The following is a 16,889-nucleotide window of genomic DNA, read 5'->3' on the forward strand; positions in this document are numbered from 1 at the left end:
CATCAACCCGACGCGCAAGGGCGCTCGCTCGTCGACACGACCGCGACGGCGTCGGTCAGTCGCCTACGACCGCCCGATCCACTGAAGGAGCCCACCCAGTCCACCGGCCATGTCCAAGCCGACGACTGAGACACCCCCGCAGAGCGACACCACCCTCCAGGACCGGCGAGCGCCGCAAGCCCACCTCCACAGCCGACGCTGTATCGCGACGCGCGTGGAGAAAGTTCTTCCCCACCTGTCACACCTTGCGCGACTGAGGCACCTACCGGAGTGAACCGGCCCCCCAAGGGGCAACTCACCCCGACAGGAGAACGGCATGCCCTCCCTCGCGCAAGCCGCCGCCGCGACACAGGAACGCTCACCCTCCCTAGGAGCCACCGACCCCGGAGGCCAGGGACTGCTCAGCGAGCCGGGCACGACGATGCTCACCCGAACCGCAGCGCTGCCTCCTCGACCCACGACCTGGCCCGCCCGCTCACTGGCGTGCGTGGCCGGCGCCGTGGCCGGCTACGCCGCAGCCCCCGAAATCGGCTACCCCAAGCTCTCGACCCTCGCGGCCGTCCTCGGTGGAGCAGCGTCCCTGCATGAGGCCGTCAGCGGTGTCCGCAGCGCACGGCGCGCGGCGCTCGCCGACGACCTGACCGAGGCACTGACTCCGCTGCTGGGTCTGCGCAAGCCTTCGCGCCGTCACGTCGAGGTCAAGCGATGGAAGCCGGAACGCCGTGAGAAGGGGCAGGCAGGGGAGAGCGGCGGGGGAGTCGCGGCCTCCCGCTGGAACGGATGGTGGGTCGGGACGCCGTTGCGTCTGAAGCTCGCCTACGCCCGAGGTGTGGTCAACGCGGAGCACCCCAAGTGGAAGACGTCCGTGCTCGACACCGTGTCGCGCTTGCTGGGCTGCGACTACGTGATCGTGCGCCACGACAACCGCAAGGGGGTCGTGCACCTGCGGAGGGAGTACCGCGATGCCTCTCTGGCTCCCTACCTGGAGCTCGAGGTCCTCCGAGCTGAACGTCTCGTGCGCTCCCTGCTGGGACCTGGGGCCCGCCTCACTCCGGAGTTCGACGAGCTGCAGGCCTCCCTCGAAGCCGACGACCTCGATCAGGTCATCACCTCGGGAGCCTCCTCAACCTCCGGGGAGGGGGTGGTCACCCGGCAGATCGTCGCTCTCAACGTCCACCACCAGGCTGGCACTCGCGTCGCCACACCTGCGCAACGCGCTCGAGTCGAGCGCAGCCTGTCCGCGATGATGGCGGGCCGCTGGCGAGCGCGCTTTCAGTTGCACCAGGACTTCGTCCGCTTCGAGCTGCGTCCCACCCTCCCCACGCGAGTGCCGTCTCCGGTTCCGCGCGAGCACGACATCGACCCGCTGCTGAACTACGACCGGGTCGAGATTCCCTTCGCCGTCGACGAGGACGGGGCCACCATCGCCTGGCGTCCAGCCATCGACCCGATGCTCATGGTCGTGGGGCCCACCGGTACAGGGAAGACGGTGCTGCTGCACAACATCGTCGCCCGCTTCGCGAAGTGGGGATGGCCTGTCCACATCGTCGACGGCAAGGGCATCGAGTTCCTCGGGTTCCGGGAGTGGCCCAACGTCCAGACGGTCGCCACCTACGTCGATGAGCAGGTCGCCCTCATCCACGCCGTGTGGCAGATCATGGAGGACCGTTACGCCGCTGTCATCGCCGGCGAAGCCACCGAAACCGACTTCGAGCCGGTCGTGCTCATCCTGGATGAGTTCCGCGACTTCTACGGCAACGTCCTGCCGTGGTACGCCGACATCCGCGTCACCGGCCGTGGGGGGGATCCCAGCAAACCGCCCGTGCTGGAGGCGGTGAAGTCCATTGCCCGTAAGGGCCGCAGCTCCCGCGTTCACCTGGTCCTGGGAACCCAGCGCCCCGACGCGGACTTCCTCAGCGGTGAGGCTCGAGACAACTTCCGTGCCCGCGTTGCCTTGGGGCGCCTCTCCCCGCAAGGCGCGAACATGATGTGGGACAGCTACACCGCTGGTGTGAGCGTCCCCCGGATCCGCGGCCGCGGCACCACGCTGGGACCCGGTGGCAACGTCATCGAGGTCCAGACGTTCTGGACCCCCGATCCCCGCAAGGTCCGCGAAGGTCAGCACGACGACCTGGACATCCTCCGTGCCCTCAGGCCCAGCGAGGCCTCCCACGAGCGCCTGGTCATCGTTCCGCCCGAACCGCGCCGGCCCAAGGGCGACAAGAACGACAAGAGCGAGGAAGAAGAGGTGCGGTACGCGCAGTGGTCGCGTCCCTACTTCCAGCCGTCCCTGACCGCCGGCGTCGGAGCCCGACCCAGCGAGCACCTACGAGACGTCGCGCGCATCATCCCGCTCCAACTACGTCCAGACCTGGCGACACGGTCCCTACTGTCCCCGGCCCTGGCCGCGGAATGGCTCCCGGCAGACATCGCCGCGGAGCGCGACCCAGCGGACGTCGACGACATCGTGTTCGTCGAGCGCGACCCGCGAGCCGGTGGGTTCGTAGCGATCGAGCCGACCGGTCGCGTCTCGCGCGGATCTTCGGCCGGCGGCGCCGCCGACCTTCTGGCACGGGACAACGTCGATGCGGACGGCGATGAGGGCCCCAGCGAGTTGGAGGAGTTCGACGAGTCAGCCGGCGACCCCTTCGACGGCTACGGCGATGCAGTCGATCTCGACGTCGACGAACTGGCGGCGGGATACCTCGTCCTCGTCGATGACGGAACTGATCACTGGGCTGTCTTGGAGGGCGACCCCGAAGACGACTTCGACGAACCTGACCTGCGCCGGTTGGAGTGGCGCGACGATCAGGACGACGCAGCGTCTCTGACGGTTGATGCCGGCACTCTCATCACCGCCCGGATTCCCCGCGACGATGACCTCGACACGGAGGCGTCCTCGTCGCGTCCCGAGCCGCCGCGTGCGAGCTCGAGCCGCAGCGGCGGCTCACGCGCCGCTTCCAAGGTGGCCGCACCCCGTGGAGTAGAGGCCACGCCTCGCCCGAGCCGGCCCCAACGCGTTCGAGCGGGCAGCCGCCGCCCTCCCACTGCCCCGGCAGTGACCGGTCCTGTGCCCGGCGAGGCAGGGGAGCGCACGCACCTGCACGTCGTGCGGTGACGACACCGACCACCGCCAAGCGGTCGCGCTGCAGGAGCGCGCCGCGTCCACCATCACCCGGCCAGTCTCAGGAGACACCATGGAACGCCCCGCCCAGAACACGACTCCTTCCTCCAGCGACGACGACCGCGCTCAGCTCTTCCTGATCGCCGCAGCCTTCGTGGCCTTCGGTGGGATCGGCATCGCCTGGAGCCGCGTCAGCGTCTGGCTGCTCGAGCACCGCGTCACTCTCCCCGCAGGGTCTGACCTCGTCGTGACCTTGCCTGCCAGCGGCGGCGCAGGACTGGACCTGACGCGGCTCCTGGTCGGGGTCGCTGCGGGTCTACTGCTGCTTGCCCTGGCCGTCAGTGCGGTGGCCAAGCGCCGGGCCCGTCGAGCTCATGAGGAGCAGGGGCAGGTGCGTTGAGGTGCAGGGGCTGCCCTGGGGCCCTCCATCGCGGCCTGTTGGAACAACGAGCCCCGACCGCTACCCTGCGCGGGTAATGAGTCACTACCCGCTGAGGGTAATGGGGAGTGGTGCCCTCAGTGTTCACGTCTTTCCTGACCTTCCGTCCAGTTCACGTCTCAAGGAGCTCTTGGTGTTCACACCGCCCCGCACGACGCGTTCCGCTAGATGCCGCCCCACAAGCCTGGCGGCAGCTGCCGCCATGACCGGCCTTCTCGTGCTGTCCCAGCCGGGCCTGGCCCACGCCGCGTCCACCGCCACCGGCGAGGTCAAGACCACCGTCCTGCACCCCACGATCACCGGGACCGATGGAGCGGTGCGGTACTCCGTCTCCAGCCTCGCCGGCGGCGGTGTGCAGCTCTCGTTCGTCTACGTCCCCGACGAGGCGGCCGGTGAGACCTCCGGACGCAAGACGGTGCAGTCGAAGGAGTTCACGGTCAACGTGGACGCCAAGGCCGTTGCCACCCAGACCGTGACCGACGACGGCGGCACCGTCGTCCCCGCCGCTGAGGACAGCAACAAGGACAGCAGCAAGGACGCCTCCGACGAGAAGGACGCCGACGCCGAGGACAGCTCGACGGCGGAGCCCACCTCCAAGCCGTCGTCGAAGCCCACCGCCCTCGGGGGGATCGTCAAGCAGGACACCGCGCAGGACTCCACCAAGGTCACGTTGAAGGCCACGACCGAGGGGATGGCGACGGTCTGGGTCCTGCCGCAGCAGGCCCCCGCCGCGGCCGACCCCGACGACCAGAGCTGGGTGAGCCGGACCTGGCACTCGCTCCTCGACAAGATCACCGGCGCCGACGACGACTCGAGCGACACCGGGTCCGGCCAGGACCAGGACAACGACGACACGGCCACGGCAGCCCCAACGGCCGCGCCGAGCAGCTCCCCGTCGTCGACTCCGACCAGTTCCTCCTCGTCGACCTCGTCCTCGAGTTCGTCGAGCGCCACGACTGGCACCGGCGATAGCGCCGGCAACAGCACCGGTGACGACGAGAGCGATGACGAGGGTGACAAGGCCGGTGACGACACCTGCGTGGTCACGCAGGGCCAGCTCACCACCACCCTCGCCGACGACGGCACCGTGAACGCCCCGCTGGAGGACGGCCCCTCAGCCGCGCCGACGTTCAGCGACGATGTCCGCAAGAAGGCCGCCGAGCAGGCATCGGACTGCGGCGAAGGCCGGGGCTCGGGCACGGGCAGCGACGTGAAGGAGGACCAGGGCGACGACGAGCAGGGCGGGGACGACGCCACGGACACCTCCACCGACGCCCCGGCCGCGGCCAGCAGCGGCAAGACCAAGGTAGACGTCGCCTCCGGTGACTGGCTCTCGGGCATCTCCGGTGAGCCCGGTGACCGGGCCGCGGTGGAGAAGCTGCGCGGCGTTCCGGCCGAGGTCGCCACGACGTGGACTGACTACTCCGGCAACGCCGATCAGCTCAACCCGGGCGCAGAGTTCGGCTCGGACACCTGGGACAAGTCGCTCATCATCGCGATGCCGCCGTTCCCGGAGGGGTCCTCGTGGGAGGCGACTGCGAACGGGGACAACGACGAGTACCTGCGTCACGCGTTCTCCACCCTGAAGTCGAAGTGGGGTGATCGTGCTGGGCAGGCGTTCATCGAGTTCGGCTACGAAGCCAATGGCTACTGGATGAGCTGGGCGGTCAAGGCTGGACAGGAGGACGCCTGGACCAAGGCGTTCGCGCGGGCCCGTTCGATCCAGCAGAAGGAGTTCCCTAACGCCCTGCTGGGCGTGCGCTTCAACCACGAAAGCAACGGCTACGACGGCGACAGCCATGAACTGCTCCAGGCGATCAAGGGCAGCATCGACTTCATGGGCACCAGCTACTACAACGCCTATCCGCCGGTCAGCACGCAGGCTGAGTTCGACGAGCGCGCACAGATGCTCGACGGCGGCGGGGGCCCGAAGGGCATCGACACCTGGCTGGCGGCGGCGAAGGCGGCCGGGGTGCCCATCGAGTTCGCGGAGTGGGCGGAGAGCGCGAAGGACGGGGACTCCCCGGCTTTCATCGACGGGATGCACCAGACCTTCCAGGACCATGCAGGGCCCGGCGCGGGTCAGGTGTTTGCGGAGAGCTACTTCCAGATCAACAAGGATGACGACAACTGGCGGATCAACTCCGGCAGGGTCCCGAAGTCCGCGCAGGAGTACAGCGAGAAGTTCAGCGACGTTGGCTGATCCTGGCTACAGGATGTGAGGCGCACTACCTTCCCGACCGAGGCGGCAGATCACCGAGAGGTGTTCTGCCGCTTCGGTTTGATCGGGGCAGTTCTAATGAGTTCCGCTGCCTGAGTCGGCTGCGAGGTTGATGGTCGTGTCTCGGCCGCCTGAGCGCTCTTCCTCGACGAGTCGGGTGATGGTGCCCCGCGCGACGTCGGTTTCCATGTTCAGCTGCGCCAACCTGCCCTTGGCTCGCTTCCAGGCGTTGCGCGGGGTTCGCAAGATGCCCTGCTGAGCGGCGAGACCGGCGACGATGATCTCCAACAGTTGCTCCTCGTGGGCCAGCTGTCGACGGAACCGGCCGCGGCGGGCGCCGTGCTCAACGTCGGAATCGGTCCCGAGACGCGGCGCGAAAGCGGCCCCCTGGGCCCGCGTCTGACGAACAGTGCGCAGCGACTTCGCCGCCAGCAGTGGCGTGCGGTAGGCGGCCTGCTGGACTCGGTCCTCGTGCGAGATGGGGTGTTGCTCGCTTCCTGTTGGATCGACCGCCCCCGCCATCCACCACAGGTGATCGGCCAGATCGGCCGCGAAAACGCGGTTGCTCTGCGCCGCCAACTGTTCTACCTCGAGCGCCACCTGCTCCGGGGTGATCTCGGGTGGGCTCACCTGCGCCGCGCTGTCCACGCCTGAGGTCGACGGTCGCCCTGCGGCCCGCGGGGCGGAGACGCCGGCGGTACCCGGTGCGAGGGGATCAGCTGATCCGGGCCCCTCAGGGGTGGGTGAGGAGTGCGGGGTCACCAGGTCCTCCTGGGTTCAAGCTCGTCGGATCGATCGGCAGTGATGATGGTGGGGCCGACGGGGGTGCGGACGCGGATCAAAACGGCCAGCGACTGCCACGTCCCCGCATCAGCTGACAGCACCTCATCGGATGCTGCGCTTCGCCCGTCCTCGAGGCCAACCAGTAAGCCATCGAGCACCGACTCGCACCCCCGCCGGTCCCACCATCACCATCGCCGATCTTAGGGGCCAGCAGGACCGGCGGAGCGCAGGCCACCAGCCGCCATGGCCCGTCCCCGCCCGTCCCCGACGCCTTGCCCCACAGCCGACCCGAGCGGGTCGGCGACCACCTGCCACCAACCGTGTGCGTCGACGTCGACGAGCACCACGGCCCCCGTGCGCCCGTGCAGCTGCTCGTGACCAGCCTGTCGTGCCTGGTGCAGAGCCAAGCTGTAGGCCGACGTGTCCACCCCAACCCGAGGGTCAGCCAGCCAGCACGCCCCCACGGGCTCCACGGGCTGACCGATGGACCACAGTCCTCGCTCAGCGCCAGGCAGTACCAGGGGCAGGAGTGCGTGGTCGAGCATGGAGCCGCGAGCGCCGGCTTCGCGCAAGCAGCGTGCTGCAAGGTCGAGCTGACGGGGGGAGGGGCGCAGTCGCGCGTAGCGGTCGCTGCTCATGCTCGGTTCCAGTAGGGAACGCAAGGCGCTGGTGCCTTCAGGGAGGTAGACGATGAGGTCCACTGCCTGAGCGACGGCGGCCGTCAGCAGTCGCAGCTGGTGGGCTCGCCACTGCGCATCCCCGGTCGTGGTGGCTGGCGCGGGCTCCGCATGGCTGATCGCGCTCGAAGGCGTCGCAGTGACCAGCAAGCGGGAGACGCGCTGCTGGCTCGCATTGTCGCCGTGATCGAGGTCGAGTCGGACCGACCCTGGCGGCAGGTCGCTCGCGCATCGGTGTTTCACCACTACCCGGCTCAGCAGCTCAGACAGGACCGCCTCGAGGTCGACCGCGTGTTCTGCTGCTCCTGGTGGAGACGACGGTGATGATGCTGGGCGTCCGTGCCAGGCCGTCACCATCACTGCGAGAGCTCCAGAACGCTCAGTACGAAGTCGCGGCGTGCGATCGGGTCTGACAGCTGGGCTCCATCGTGAGCAGCGCGGCGGGGCAGAAGGGTGGAGAGGAGGTCGGCGACCGGCTTGGGGTGATCGACCGTGAGGCCCCAGGGAGTGGTGAGCAGGCCACCGGTGCCACTGAACCCGAACGCCTGCGCGCAGTGCAGCAGATCGCGGCGGTAGCTCGGGCTGAGGGCGCGGTGCAGCTGGGCGCTGCCGGCGTCGTACTGCACCAGGGCGGGAACCGGCCAGTACCCGTCACGGGTGGGCAGTGCCAGCAAACTCTCCTGCGCTATCCATCGGCCGAGTGCGGGGTGGAAATCCGCGCCGTGGAACAGGGAGCAGGTGGCGGAGACGGCGGAGACGGTAGGGCCGTCGGTCCATCCGACGCGAACGTGAGCGCACTCTGGTTCCGCAGTGCCCAGCTCACGGCGTTGCTTGGTGCTCAGCTTGCGACGCAACGCTTCTCGCACGGTGATCGTTGAGGTGGTGGCGTTGACCAGGAACGAGGTCTCGGGCCACTGCGCGGTGAGGTGGCGGTAGGTCAGGCGTGCGGTGTCGTGAGTTGTGACCAGGAGGGGTCGACGACTCGAAGGTGCCTGCTGTCCTGCGCCGAGGGCCAGGGCGCGCGGGGAGTTGTGAGGGTCGGTGGGCATGGTCGATGCCTCTCGCGAGTGACTGGTGGGTCACCGTTCTCCCGGGTCGCTGTCCGGTCGAAGGGTGAGTTCACTCTAGGTCGCGAGCGCAGATGGAGTTCGAGGTCGCCGCGTCTTGTGGACAACGCTGCGGTGGTCGAGAGGGAGCGTTGGCGATGGGTCGAGAGATGGACCGCGACGGTGGAGCCGGTTGAAGGGGGAGCGGGTCTACTCGTCGGGAGTTTCGCGGAGCATGTCTTCGATGATGGCCGCCAGGTTCTCTTTGGCGGGAGCAGTGAGGTCGGCGGCTCGGAGAAACAGGGAGCGGGCTTCGTGGTCGTCGAGCACGGCTTGCAGCTTCATGTCGGCGCGGAAGTCGTCGGGGCTGCGCTGGGAGGCGAAGAAGTTGAGGTTCACGCCGTAGATGTCGGCCAGTAGTTGCAGTACGTGCACGCTGGGGACTCCGCGGGCAGCTGAGCGCAGTCCGAGGACGTAGCTGGTGCTGAGGCTTTGGTTGTGCTGTTGAGCGCGAGCTGTGACTTCCTTGCCCTGCAGCACGGTGCCGGTCTCGGGGTGAGGACTGTTCAAGAGTTGGCTGATCCGCTGGATGATGAGGTCGTTGCGTCGGCCCGCTGAGCGGTCCTCGGTGGGTGCCGGCTGTGCGGCGGGTCCGTCAGGCGTCACGGCTTCCTCGCTCATGTACGCCCCCCGGGTTGTGATCGTCAGCCGTCGTTCGTTGTCTCGTTGCTCGCTCTGTGTCCTCGTGCGCCGGAGTGAGGGTATCGGGTGAGGGTGTCCGCGGTCCGCTGCCGTACTCACAACGTGACCTGCTGACTTCTTCGTCTACGCCCCCGCGGCACTTCTGCGCGCTTCGTGATGGGTCGGGGTCGCTGTGTCGTCGAGGGTCTGGGAGGTGAGCGCTGAAGGGCAGCGTGCAGAGCCGTGGTGGCCGGCGGTCGGGGGTGGGGGCCGCTGTCGTGGGGGCTGTGCACAGCCTCATGTGCCGAAGGACGCTTCCCATTACACTGTGGGGGTAATGGTGGCTGTGTCCGCGTCAACCCTGATGTACCTAGCGTGACTGTCACCGTCTGTGCTGCACACGATCTGCTCCGGTCGCCGTCTCTGAAGCGAAGGTCACCATGAACCACTCGAGCAACGTCACCACCGAGATCGACCCGATCACCGTCACCGTCGCTGAACAGCGAACGCCAGCACGGGTGCGCCCTGAGCGTCCGGTCCGACGTCTCCGACGCGGCACGTCGCTGCGTCCAGTGGCGAGCCAGGACGGGGCAAGCCCGGGGGAGACGGCTGGCAAGCCAGGCGCCGACGCTGCGTCGGGGGCACCCGAGGCCACGACCGGTGTCGCGTTGCCGATGGAGGAGGCCTTGCCGCAGCCGTCACGGTCCTTCGCTGAGGCATGGAGGGCGTCCGACGCCGGGCACGATGAGTACGACGAGCTGCTCGCCTCGGTGCTCAGTGACGACGAGGGTCAGCCCGACAGATCCCATGACCCCGCCGCCGATGATCATGCTTCCGGCGTCATCACCAGCCGCGACGAGTCCCCGGCGGTCACGGTGGAAGCAGTTGCTTCGACCCACGCCGCCGCAGGCTCTGGCGCCCTGCCTCCGACGGAGGACGACCTCATGGTGGTGAAGGTCAACGACGAGGTCGAGGTCTCGGACGGTGCATCCAGCCAGGAGTCCGCCCCCGCCGCCGGGACACGAGGCTCTGACCCCACTGAAGAGACCAGCGCCTCACCGCGCGACGAGCTGGACTCCCCCCACTCGCCTGAGCTGTTGCTCGAGGCGGCGGATGGTGCGCAGGACGAGGCGAGCACTCTCGCCGCGGAAAGCCTGCCCGTCTCCCGGACACGAGCGCGACGAGGTCGGGCACCTGTCGCCTCCGCAGCCACCCTCCCGGAGCAGCCCATCGCATCCCCGCTCGCGCCCTTGGAGAGCGAGATGGCGGAGCCGGCCCCCCTCCCGCCGGCCCCCCTCTATGTCTGGCAGGGGACGACGCTGATGCCGGCTCAGGCGCGCACACAGCCCACCTCTGCCCCCACCTCACCCATCTCGGGTCCTGCCCGCGACGTCGAAGAGCCCACGGAGACCGCCCCGGCCGCACCGGCTGAGAGTTCTGCCGCTCCCCAGGTCACGGATGCAGCCGGCGCCCCCATGCTCTCGACACCTTCCCTCGACCTACCGAAGACCCACGATGGGGTGAGTGCGACCCCGTCCATGCCCGCCACCGATGAGCCGGAGGGGAGTGCTGCACCCGCCGTGGCCACGGAGGTGATGGCCAGCGAGACAACGATCAGCGCCGCGGGTCGTGAGGTCACAGCACTTCAGCACTTGGTTCCCGGGGCTGCTCTCGACACCGCCACCTTCGTGCGGCAGGTCCGCGACGCTGAGCTGCGTGACGCGGCGCCCGTCCTCTCTCCGGTGCACGCCGTCCCTGATGGGGGATGGCGCAGTGCAGTCCTGAAGTTGACCCTCGGGCGAGTCCAGCCGTCTCCGAGCGCGCGCCAGGCCGAACGCGACCACGAGATCTACCGAGTCCGGACTCCGCTGAACGGCAACCGGCACATCGTCGTCCTGGCGTACGGGACGGGAGTGGGTAAGACCTTGACCACCGGTGCCATCGGCTTGCAGTTCGCCGAGCACCGGGACGACCGCGTCGCGGTCATCGACGCCGACCAGACGGCCGGCAACTTGGCGGACCGCTTCGCCACCCCCGCCGACCGGTTCCTGCAGGACTTGCTGGACAACCACCAGCACAGTGCCGTGGACTCCGTCGTCGAACTGCGCCGCTACGCCCGCAGCGCCAAGCGGCTGGACATCTACAGCGCCGACCACGCCCGGACGTACACCGCCCAGCAGCACCACGACGCCCTCGAACTCCTCAGCAAGTTCCACGATGTCGTCATCACCGACCTGGGCAGCTCCGGCTTGCGCGACATGCCGGAGGTGTTGCAGACCGCAACCGACGTCGTGGTGGTCACTGGAACCAGCATGGACGCCGTCGACCGCAGCCGGAAGGTCTTGGACCGGTTGGAGGAACTGGGCCACGAGCGGCTCGCCCGCGAAGCCGTCGTCGCCGTGGTCACCCGTACGACCAAGGACGGGGCACTGGCGAAGGTGGTCCGTAACGGGGGAGTGCACGTCGAAACTCTCATTAGCCACTTCCAGAAACGCTGCCGGGCGACGGTTCTCATTCCGTACTCGGCGCGTCTCGCTGACGGCGTGCACGTCGACTACGAAACCCTGGACAGCGACGTGAACGAGGCGTACCGGCGCATCGCCGGCTTCCTGGCCAACGGATTCCGGCCCGCACTCGACCGGCAGAAGACGCCGGAAGGCGCAGGGGCGGACGGTCGTGCGCCGCTTTCGACGATCAACACGGCTGCCACGCTAACGACGCCCGCGGTGTCCGCCAAGATCAAGCGCGGTCGAGGACGGCGCAACGGTGTAGAGGCCCCGGCACCATCCGCCTTCGCTGAACTCCCGCACTACCAAGGCAGCTGAAGCTCACCGAGCATCTACCTCAGCCTGCGCCCCGCCCACCACCTCGGTGAGCGGGGCGCACTGGCGTCATCCGCAGGTTTCGTTCGCGTTCGGCGGCCTGGTGACGGGACCGCGCCGGTCCCGGCGATCCGCAGGACTCTCACATCGAAGCCGCACACCACACCCCAGTCGGTGAGCCGGCGTAGAGACCCGAGCAGTCAGTGGAGCGTTGCCTCGACCCCGACGATGTTCAGGCTGCCCGGTCTGAACCAGCTCGTTCAGGGCGGGGACGCACAACTGCCCGCTGCTCTGCCCCTGCACGACTTTACGGATCATGCGGGGGGGGTGGCCGAGCTTATGCGCGATCTCGCTGACGCTGAGTCCGTAGGCGTGCAGATCGGCGATCAGGTTCGCCGCGGTGGGAGTCGAGGAGTCAGGCACCCGCCACCTCCGCGCAACCGGGGCCACGGCCGTGTCATCTCCGAGCCGGCGCTCACCCAAAGCCACACCCCTGACATGCTCAATTTGTATTGTTAGGGGACGGGCGTGTCAGGGGTGACAAATTGTCACCCCTGATGTCGAGAACCGGGTCTCCCTCGTGTCGTACGGCGAGGTGGGGCGACGGGTGCCAGGTCCCGGGGCTTGCGCGTCGGGATCATTTCTCGCGTGGTCCCAGGTCGTCGAGTTCGTACCGTTGCGGGCAAACGCTGGTCGCTGCCCCGGCACGAACCAGCTTGGAGGTGTCGACTGCCGCCGCCGACGCAGTGCTCACCACCGGAACAGTGCCTGCACCCCCATCGCCACGATGGGCCCCGGTGCGAAGAACCCCAGTGATGACCGGACCGGTTCTTCCAGCAGCACCGCCGTAGCCCGGATCGCCAAGGGACGTAGCGGTCGCGGCACGGGGTCGAAGACGGTGTCGAGGGTGGCGGTGATGAGTCGTCGGCCGGCGGGGGATAAGCGCAGCTGCGTCTGCTCGTAGTCGCTGAACCAGCGGTCGAACTCCTCGAACGTCGTCGGGATGTCGGACAGGCCCATGCGAGCGCCGAGTTCGCGGTACCAGTCCATGCTGGCCTCTACCTCCGCGCTACTCAGCTCCCGCCACCCGAAGCGGCGGATCGTGCGCACCCCGAGGACCACGAAGGTCCCCAGGATTCAGAGGTAGTCGTCGTTGCGGATGGAGAAGCGGTGGTGCATCGCGTTGAGCCGTCGCACCACCTCCTCGCCCACCTCGCTGCCCAGGCCGTGGTGGATCAGCTCGTACATGAAGAGGCCGGTGTCGCTGCCTCGGCGCCGCGGTTCCTCCTGCATCTGCCCGGTGTGGCTGAGCAAGCCGGCCACGCGCGGGGACGCGAAGGTGCGCAGGTAGGCCAGGTGGAAGCCGATGCGGCTCTGTGCGGCGAACTCCGCGAGCGCCAGGTGGCGCTAGACCTCGTTGACTTCGGCGAGTCGCTGCGGGCTCAGCACCTGCGGGGATGAGGTGGCGGCGGGTTGCCGATCGCTCGGCGGGGTTGGAGTGCTCTCGGGGGGAGGTGGTTGCGGGGACATCGGAGTGGGGGGCTGAGACGTGTTCACGCTCGTGACCTCGCGGATCTGATCAGCGCGTTGTCGTGCAGGACGTGGAGGAGTTGCTCGCGCAGCGGGTGTACGCCGTGTAGGGCCTGACTGAGCATGGTGGTGGCTTCAGCCAGGCTGGCCCCGCGCGGGACGGGCACATCGAGGGGAAGGCTCTTGCGTGGTGCGTGGGCGCGGTACCGCTCGAGGCCGAGGAGCATGCAGGCCTGCCAGATGACGGTGTCGAGCTGGGGGCCGGTGCGTAGGCCGTGGGTGAGAGCCAGTGAGCGGATCTGTTCTTGGTCCTCGTGGTCGACGTAGGCCACCGCGATCCGTTCGATGTCGTGGATCTCCGACATCATGCGCCGACGCTGGAAGCCGGCGTCGGTGGCGTTCTTCGGCGCGGCTGCGGTCTGCTGGGGGAAGTGGACCAGCTGCGGCATCGACCGCGCCAGCGCCGACCACCACGGGCGTACGTCTTCCAGCTCGAGCAGTAGTTGTTGGTGGAGGCGCTCTTGGTGACGCCGGCCTAGGAGCAGTCGTGGGTGCTCGAGGAGCTGGCGTCGGCGGTGGCCTTGACCGGCTCGTCCTCGCCTGGGGTCTTGTTTCCGGCGGAGCATGCGCTGCAGAAGACGGTCGAGGCTGGTCCACACGAGACCGGTGACGATGACGACCTCGGCGAGCTGCTGCAGCGTCACGTCCAGACCTCTGCCGTGGGCGAGGGGTGGCGTTTCGCCGGTGATGACGGTGTAGGCCAGCAGGATCAGGCAGGTCGCGACGTAGCCCAGACCAATCAGGCAACCGACGGCGACCAGGCGCATGCCGACCCCGGCGGCGCGGGCCTCGGCTTGCGCGGCGATGGCGAAGCACGCGATGGACGTTGCGCCCAAGGACCAGGACAGCAGGCCCAGTGAGGCGAGCCAGTGCACGAGCGCGGCCCAGGTGGGCTCGAACAGGTGCGGTGTCCGTGGAGGGTCGAGCACGAGGGGTGTGACCACCAGCAGGGCAGTGATGACCATGGCGCCGTTCAGCCAGCGACGACGCCGGGGGCACAGCCCCAGCAGGAGACGCAGCAGCTGCAGGAGGCATCCAGCGGCCAGCGCGCCGAAGAGGTGCAGGACGGCCTTGCTCCACCCGGGATGGGCGCGATCGATGAGGGTGCTGACCGGAGCGGTCTGGGCGAGGGCTCCCAACGTCAGGCAACCCACGGTCCACCAGAGCATGTGCCGGGCTTGGCGGTCATCGGTGTCGGGCTGCTTCTCAGGACGAGGGTGGCCGCGGTACTCCTCGCCCGCTGGTTGGGCACGGCGGCGCTGTTCTCGGATGCCCTGGGTGCGCGCGCGATAGGTGTCGGCGCACAGCCAGGTGGCAAGAGCCGTGACCGCCAGGATCGAGACGGTCCCGGTCAGGCTGACTCCGCTCAGGTCACCCACGCAGCAGCCGGGTGAAGTTGCCGGCCACGCCGTCACGGTCGAGTTCGTCGCGTTCACGCAGATCGATCACGCGCCGACGAGCGGTCGTGGTCGCCTGCGCTTCGATGCGTTCAGCGAGCAGGGTGCCGAAGTATTCGGCTGCAGCTTCGTCGGCGTTGTCGGCGACGCTCACGCCGATCTGGCAGCGGCTGTACTGCGCCTTCCTGGCCAGGTGGTTGCACATCAGGTGACCCAGTTCGTGACCCACGCACAGGGCTGTCCACCAGGGGTGGGTCTTCTCGTAGTCCTGGGGCCAGCTCACGATGATCAGGCCGGACTTCTTCTGGGCGATGAGTCCTGAGACTTCGGGGTCGGTGAGGGACTGCTGGTGCGCGCGGATGCGCACGCCGAGCTGGGCGGCCACGGACTGGATGAGGTTGCGCATCGTCAGCGGCCGAGGGAGCTGGATGGAGGCGACCATCTGCCGGCACTGCTGGGCCACACCGCTGTCGAGGGTGAACTCGCCCGGTCCCGTCTCGCTGTCCTGGGGAGCGAGGAGCTGGAGGGGGCCCAGGATCCTCGACCCTGCAGTCGCGGTCTCTGGAGTCGTCTTGTCTGCCGGCGTCGTCGAAGGGTGGGGCAACGCCGTGGGCAGCGACACGATGCTGTGCTCCTTCCTGACGTTCCCGCTTGAGCTTTTGGTCGTGCGGGTAGGCAACGTGGTGTCGTGCCGGTCAGTCTCAGGTCGGTCAGTCTCAGGTCGGGTTGCCTGGCTCATCGAGTGGTCAAGTACGCAACTACCGGTACTAGCTCATGGACCGTGAAGGTCCTGGATCGATACCTGGCGTCCCAGTACCGCGGCTCACGGCGCTATGAAAGCATGCCTCGGAGCACACGCCTAGCCCGACTGTCCGCACTGCGAACGTCACGAGAGGAGTCGACCGATGCTGTCGCTACAGTCGCCCGACCTCCCGGATCGCCGGGTGGGCCGCCGTACCCGCCTCGCTCGAGGTGACCAGGCGAGGCGGTGGGTGCGGACCGGGCCCGGCCCGGATGGTGTCGTGGAGGCAGGATCTAGGCCGCAGGAACGGATGCCGCTGGTAGTGGGTGCCGGTGGGGGAGTCGTGATGGTGGGGGAGAGCAGTGGAACAACGCGGGGATGACCAAGACCGACCAACGATTGCTCGTGCCCTAGACCATCTTCTGCGTACGCACCGTGATGGGGAGGGAAATCCGGTCACTGTCGAGCGCGTGGCGGCTGAGATCAACACCAAGGGCGTAAGTGCCGCCTACATCAACGCCTTGCGCATCGGCACGAAAAGGAATCCGAGTGCTGACACTCTGCGAACCCTCGCGGCCTTCTTCGGCGTCAAGGCTGGATTCTTCTTCGACCCCCTTCCCGAAGGAAATGCAGTGACGAGCAGCAGTGCGCCAGTCGAGTCGTCCGAAGAGCCCTTCGCTGGCGTGGGTGGAGAATCCCTAGCGACAGTGGGTCATGGGTCTGTCGATGATGATTCGCTGAACCTGCAGAGGTCCTCGGAGCGCGCGCACCCTCAGGACGCGATGGTCGATCTCGCGGCCCGCCTGGAGTACCTGTTCAACCTCCGTGTGCGCGACGACGGGCAGCCTTGGAGCATGCGGCAGGTCAGTGCCGCCGCGAAAGCTCAAGGCGTTCCCCTTTCGGTCGGCTTCCTGCATGATTTACGGCGCGGGATCAAGGATAATCCAACAAAGCAGCAGCTCGAGTGTCTAGCGCGAATCTTCAGGGTCTGGCCCGGATACTTCTTCGAAAGTGACGAGGAACTGGAGCGCATCAACCGTAAGCTGCACGCCGTTGATGCTCTGGATAATGAACGTATCGCCAGCCTGGCCATGCGAGCGCGAAACCTCAGCGCCCGTGAGTTGAACATGATCAACGCGTTGATCGACGGGGCCCTTCGGGATGAGGGTGATGCGCTTCCGGATCCGGGCGCTGCGCCGAGATAGTTCGGCGTAGCACGTCCCGGCACCTGATTGATGATTGAAGTTCTAGAGCTGTTCTGCTCACGCAACGGTGCAAGGATGTGCCCGCGCAAAGACGGAGTGAGCACGGGCACCTCGACGCGAAGTGGTCGTTGCACGACACGGCATGACGTGGCGTGGCTGGAG

12 protein-coding genes are annotated in these 16,889 nt (G+C 67.9%); 5 read left to right on the top strand and 7 right to left on the bottom strand.

Annotated elements, in window-relative coordinates:
• Nucleotides 1-316 precede the first annotated feature (316 nt).
• The 3 genes from AC0I8G_RS15795 (at nt 317) to AC0I8G_RS15805 (ending at nt 5,766) form a co-directional block, all read left to right on the top strand.
• Nucleotides 317-3,118 (top strand): P-loop NTPase family protein, encoded by a 2,802-nt coding sequence (locus AC0I8G_RS15795; protein WP_471730773.1) that lies wholly within the window; start codon nt 317-319, stop codon nt 3,116-3,118.
• Between the two features lie 79 nt (nt 3,119-3,197).
• Entirely contained in the window at nt 3,198-3,524 is a 327-nt protein-coding gene (locus tag AC0I8G_RS15800; protein WP_471730774.1) for a hypothetical protein, read from the top strand.
• Between the two features lie 241 nt (nt 3,525-3,765).
• Nucleotides 3,766-5,766, top strand: a complete 2,001-nt coding sequence (locus AC0I8G_RS15805) for a hypothetical protein (RefSeq protein WP_471730775.1) — start codon at nt 3,766-3,768, stop codon at nt 5,764-5,766.
• Between the two features lie 93 nt (nt 5,767-5,859).
• Here AC0I8G_RS15805 and AC0I8G_RS15810 read toward each other — a convergent pair whose 3' ends face one another.
• The 3 genes from AC0I8G_RS15810 to AC0I8G_RS15820 all read right to left on the bottom strand — a co-directional run bounded on the left by AC0I8G_RS15810 (nt 5,860) and on the right by AC0I8G_RS15820 (nt 8,971).
• On the bottom strand, nt 5,860-6,432 hold the full coding sequence (locus AC0I8G_RS15810) for a hypothetical protein (protein ID WP_471730776.1): 573 nt from the start codon (nt 6,430-6,432) through the stop codon (nt 5,860-5,862).
• A gap of 1,168 nt (nt 6,433-7,600) precedes the next feature.
• Entirely contained in the window at nt 7,601-8,293 is a 693-nt protein-coding gene (locus tag AC0I8G_RS15815) for a hypothetical protein (protein WP_471730777.1), read from the bottom strand.
• A gap of 207 nt (nt 8,294-8,500) precedes the next feature.
• Nucleotides 8,501-8,971: a hypothetical protein gene (locus AC0I8G_RS15820; protein WP_471730778.1), complete on the bottom strand. Its 471-nt coding sequence runs from the start codon at nt 8,969-8,971 to the stop codon at nt 8,501-8,503.
• A gap of 440 nt (nt 8,972-9,411) precedes the next feature.
• Here AC0I8G_RS15820 and AC0I8G_RS15825 point away from each other — a divergent pair, with 440 nt between their 5' ends.
• A complete protein-coding gene (locus AC0I8G_RS15825) occupies nt 9,412-11,796 on the top strand; it encodes a chromosome partitioning ATPase (RefSeq protein WP_471730779.1) in 2,385 nt (794 codons plus the stop codon).
• Nucleotides 11,797-12,543: 747 nt separating this feature from the next.
• Here the strand turns inward: AC0I8G_RS15825 and AC0I8G_RS15830 are convergent.
• The 4 genes from AC0I8G_RS15830 to AC0I8G_RS15845 form a co-directional block, all read right to left on the bottom strand.
• The gene (locus tag AC0I8G_RS15830; protein ID WP_471730780.1) at nt 12,544-12,903 is read right to left on the bottom strand and encodes an oxygenase MpaB family protein; all 360 of its coding nucleotides are present in this window, start codon (nt 12,901-12,903) and stop codon (nt 12,544-12,546) included.
• 27 nt (nt 12,904-12,930) lie between these two features.
• Nucleotides 12,931-13,116, bottom strand: coding sequence for a hypothetical protein (locus tag AC0I8G_RS15835; RefSeq protein ID WP_471730781.1), 186 nt, complete (start codon nt 13,114-13,116; stop codon nt 12,931-12,933).
• Between the two features lie 230 nt (nt 13,117-13,346).
• A complete protein-coding gene (locus AC0I8G_RS15840; RefSeq protein WP_471730782.1) occupies nt 13,347-14,762 on the bottom strand; it encodes a DUF6545 domain-containing protein in 1,416 nt (471 codons plus the stop codon).
• Nucleotides 14,755-15,402, bottom strand: coding sequence for a hypothetical protein (locus AC0I8G_RS15845; RefSeq protein ID WP_471730783.1), 648 nt, complete (start codon nt 15,400-15,402; stop codon nt 14,755-14,757). The genes AC0I8G_RS15840 and AC0I8G_RS15845 overlap by 8 nt, the downstream gene beginning before the upstream one ends.
• Nucleotides 15,403-15,992: 590 nt before the next feature.
• Between AC0I8G_RS15845 and AC0I8G_RS15850 the strand changes: the two genes are divergently transcribed.
• Nucleotides 15,993-16,727 (top strand): helix-turn-helix domain-containing protein, encoded by a 735-nt coding sequence (locus tag AC0I8G_RS15850; RefSeq protein WP_471730784.1) that lies wholly within the window; start codon nt 15,993-15,995, stop codon nt 16,725-16,727.
• Nucleotides 16,728-16,889 lie beyond the last annotated feature (162 nt).

This window comes from Kineococcus sp. AC630, from assembly GCF_979255925.1.

Coding starts and splice junctions, on each gene's coding strand:
- AC0I8G_RS15815 (WP_471730777.1), bottom strand. CDS start 8,293: ATGCCCACCGACCCTCACAACTCCCCGCGCGCCCTGGCCCTCGGCGCA.
- AC0I8G_RS15825 (WP_471730779.1), top strand. CDS start 9,412: ATGAACCACTCGAGCAACGTCACCACCGAGATCGACCCGATCACCGTC.
- AC0I8G_RS15800 (WP_471730774.1), top strand. CDS start 3,198: ATGGAACGCCCCGCCCAGAACACGACTCCTTCCTCCAGCGACGACGAC.
- AC0I8G_RS15820 (WP_471730778.1), bottom strand. CDS start 8,971: ATGAGCGAGGAAGCCGTGACGCCTGACGGACCCGCCGCACAGCCGGCA.
- AC0I8G_RS15805 (WP_471730775.1), top strand. CDS start 3,766: ATGACCGGCCTTCTCGTGCTGTCCCAGCCGGGCCTGGCCCACGCCGCG.
- AC0I8G_RS15795 (WP_471730773.1), top strand. CDS start 317: ATGCCCTCCCTCGCGCAAGCCGCCGCCGCGACACAGGAACGCTCACCC.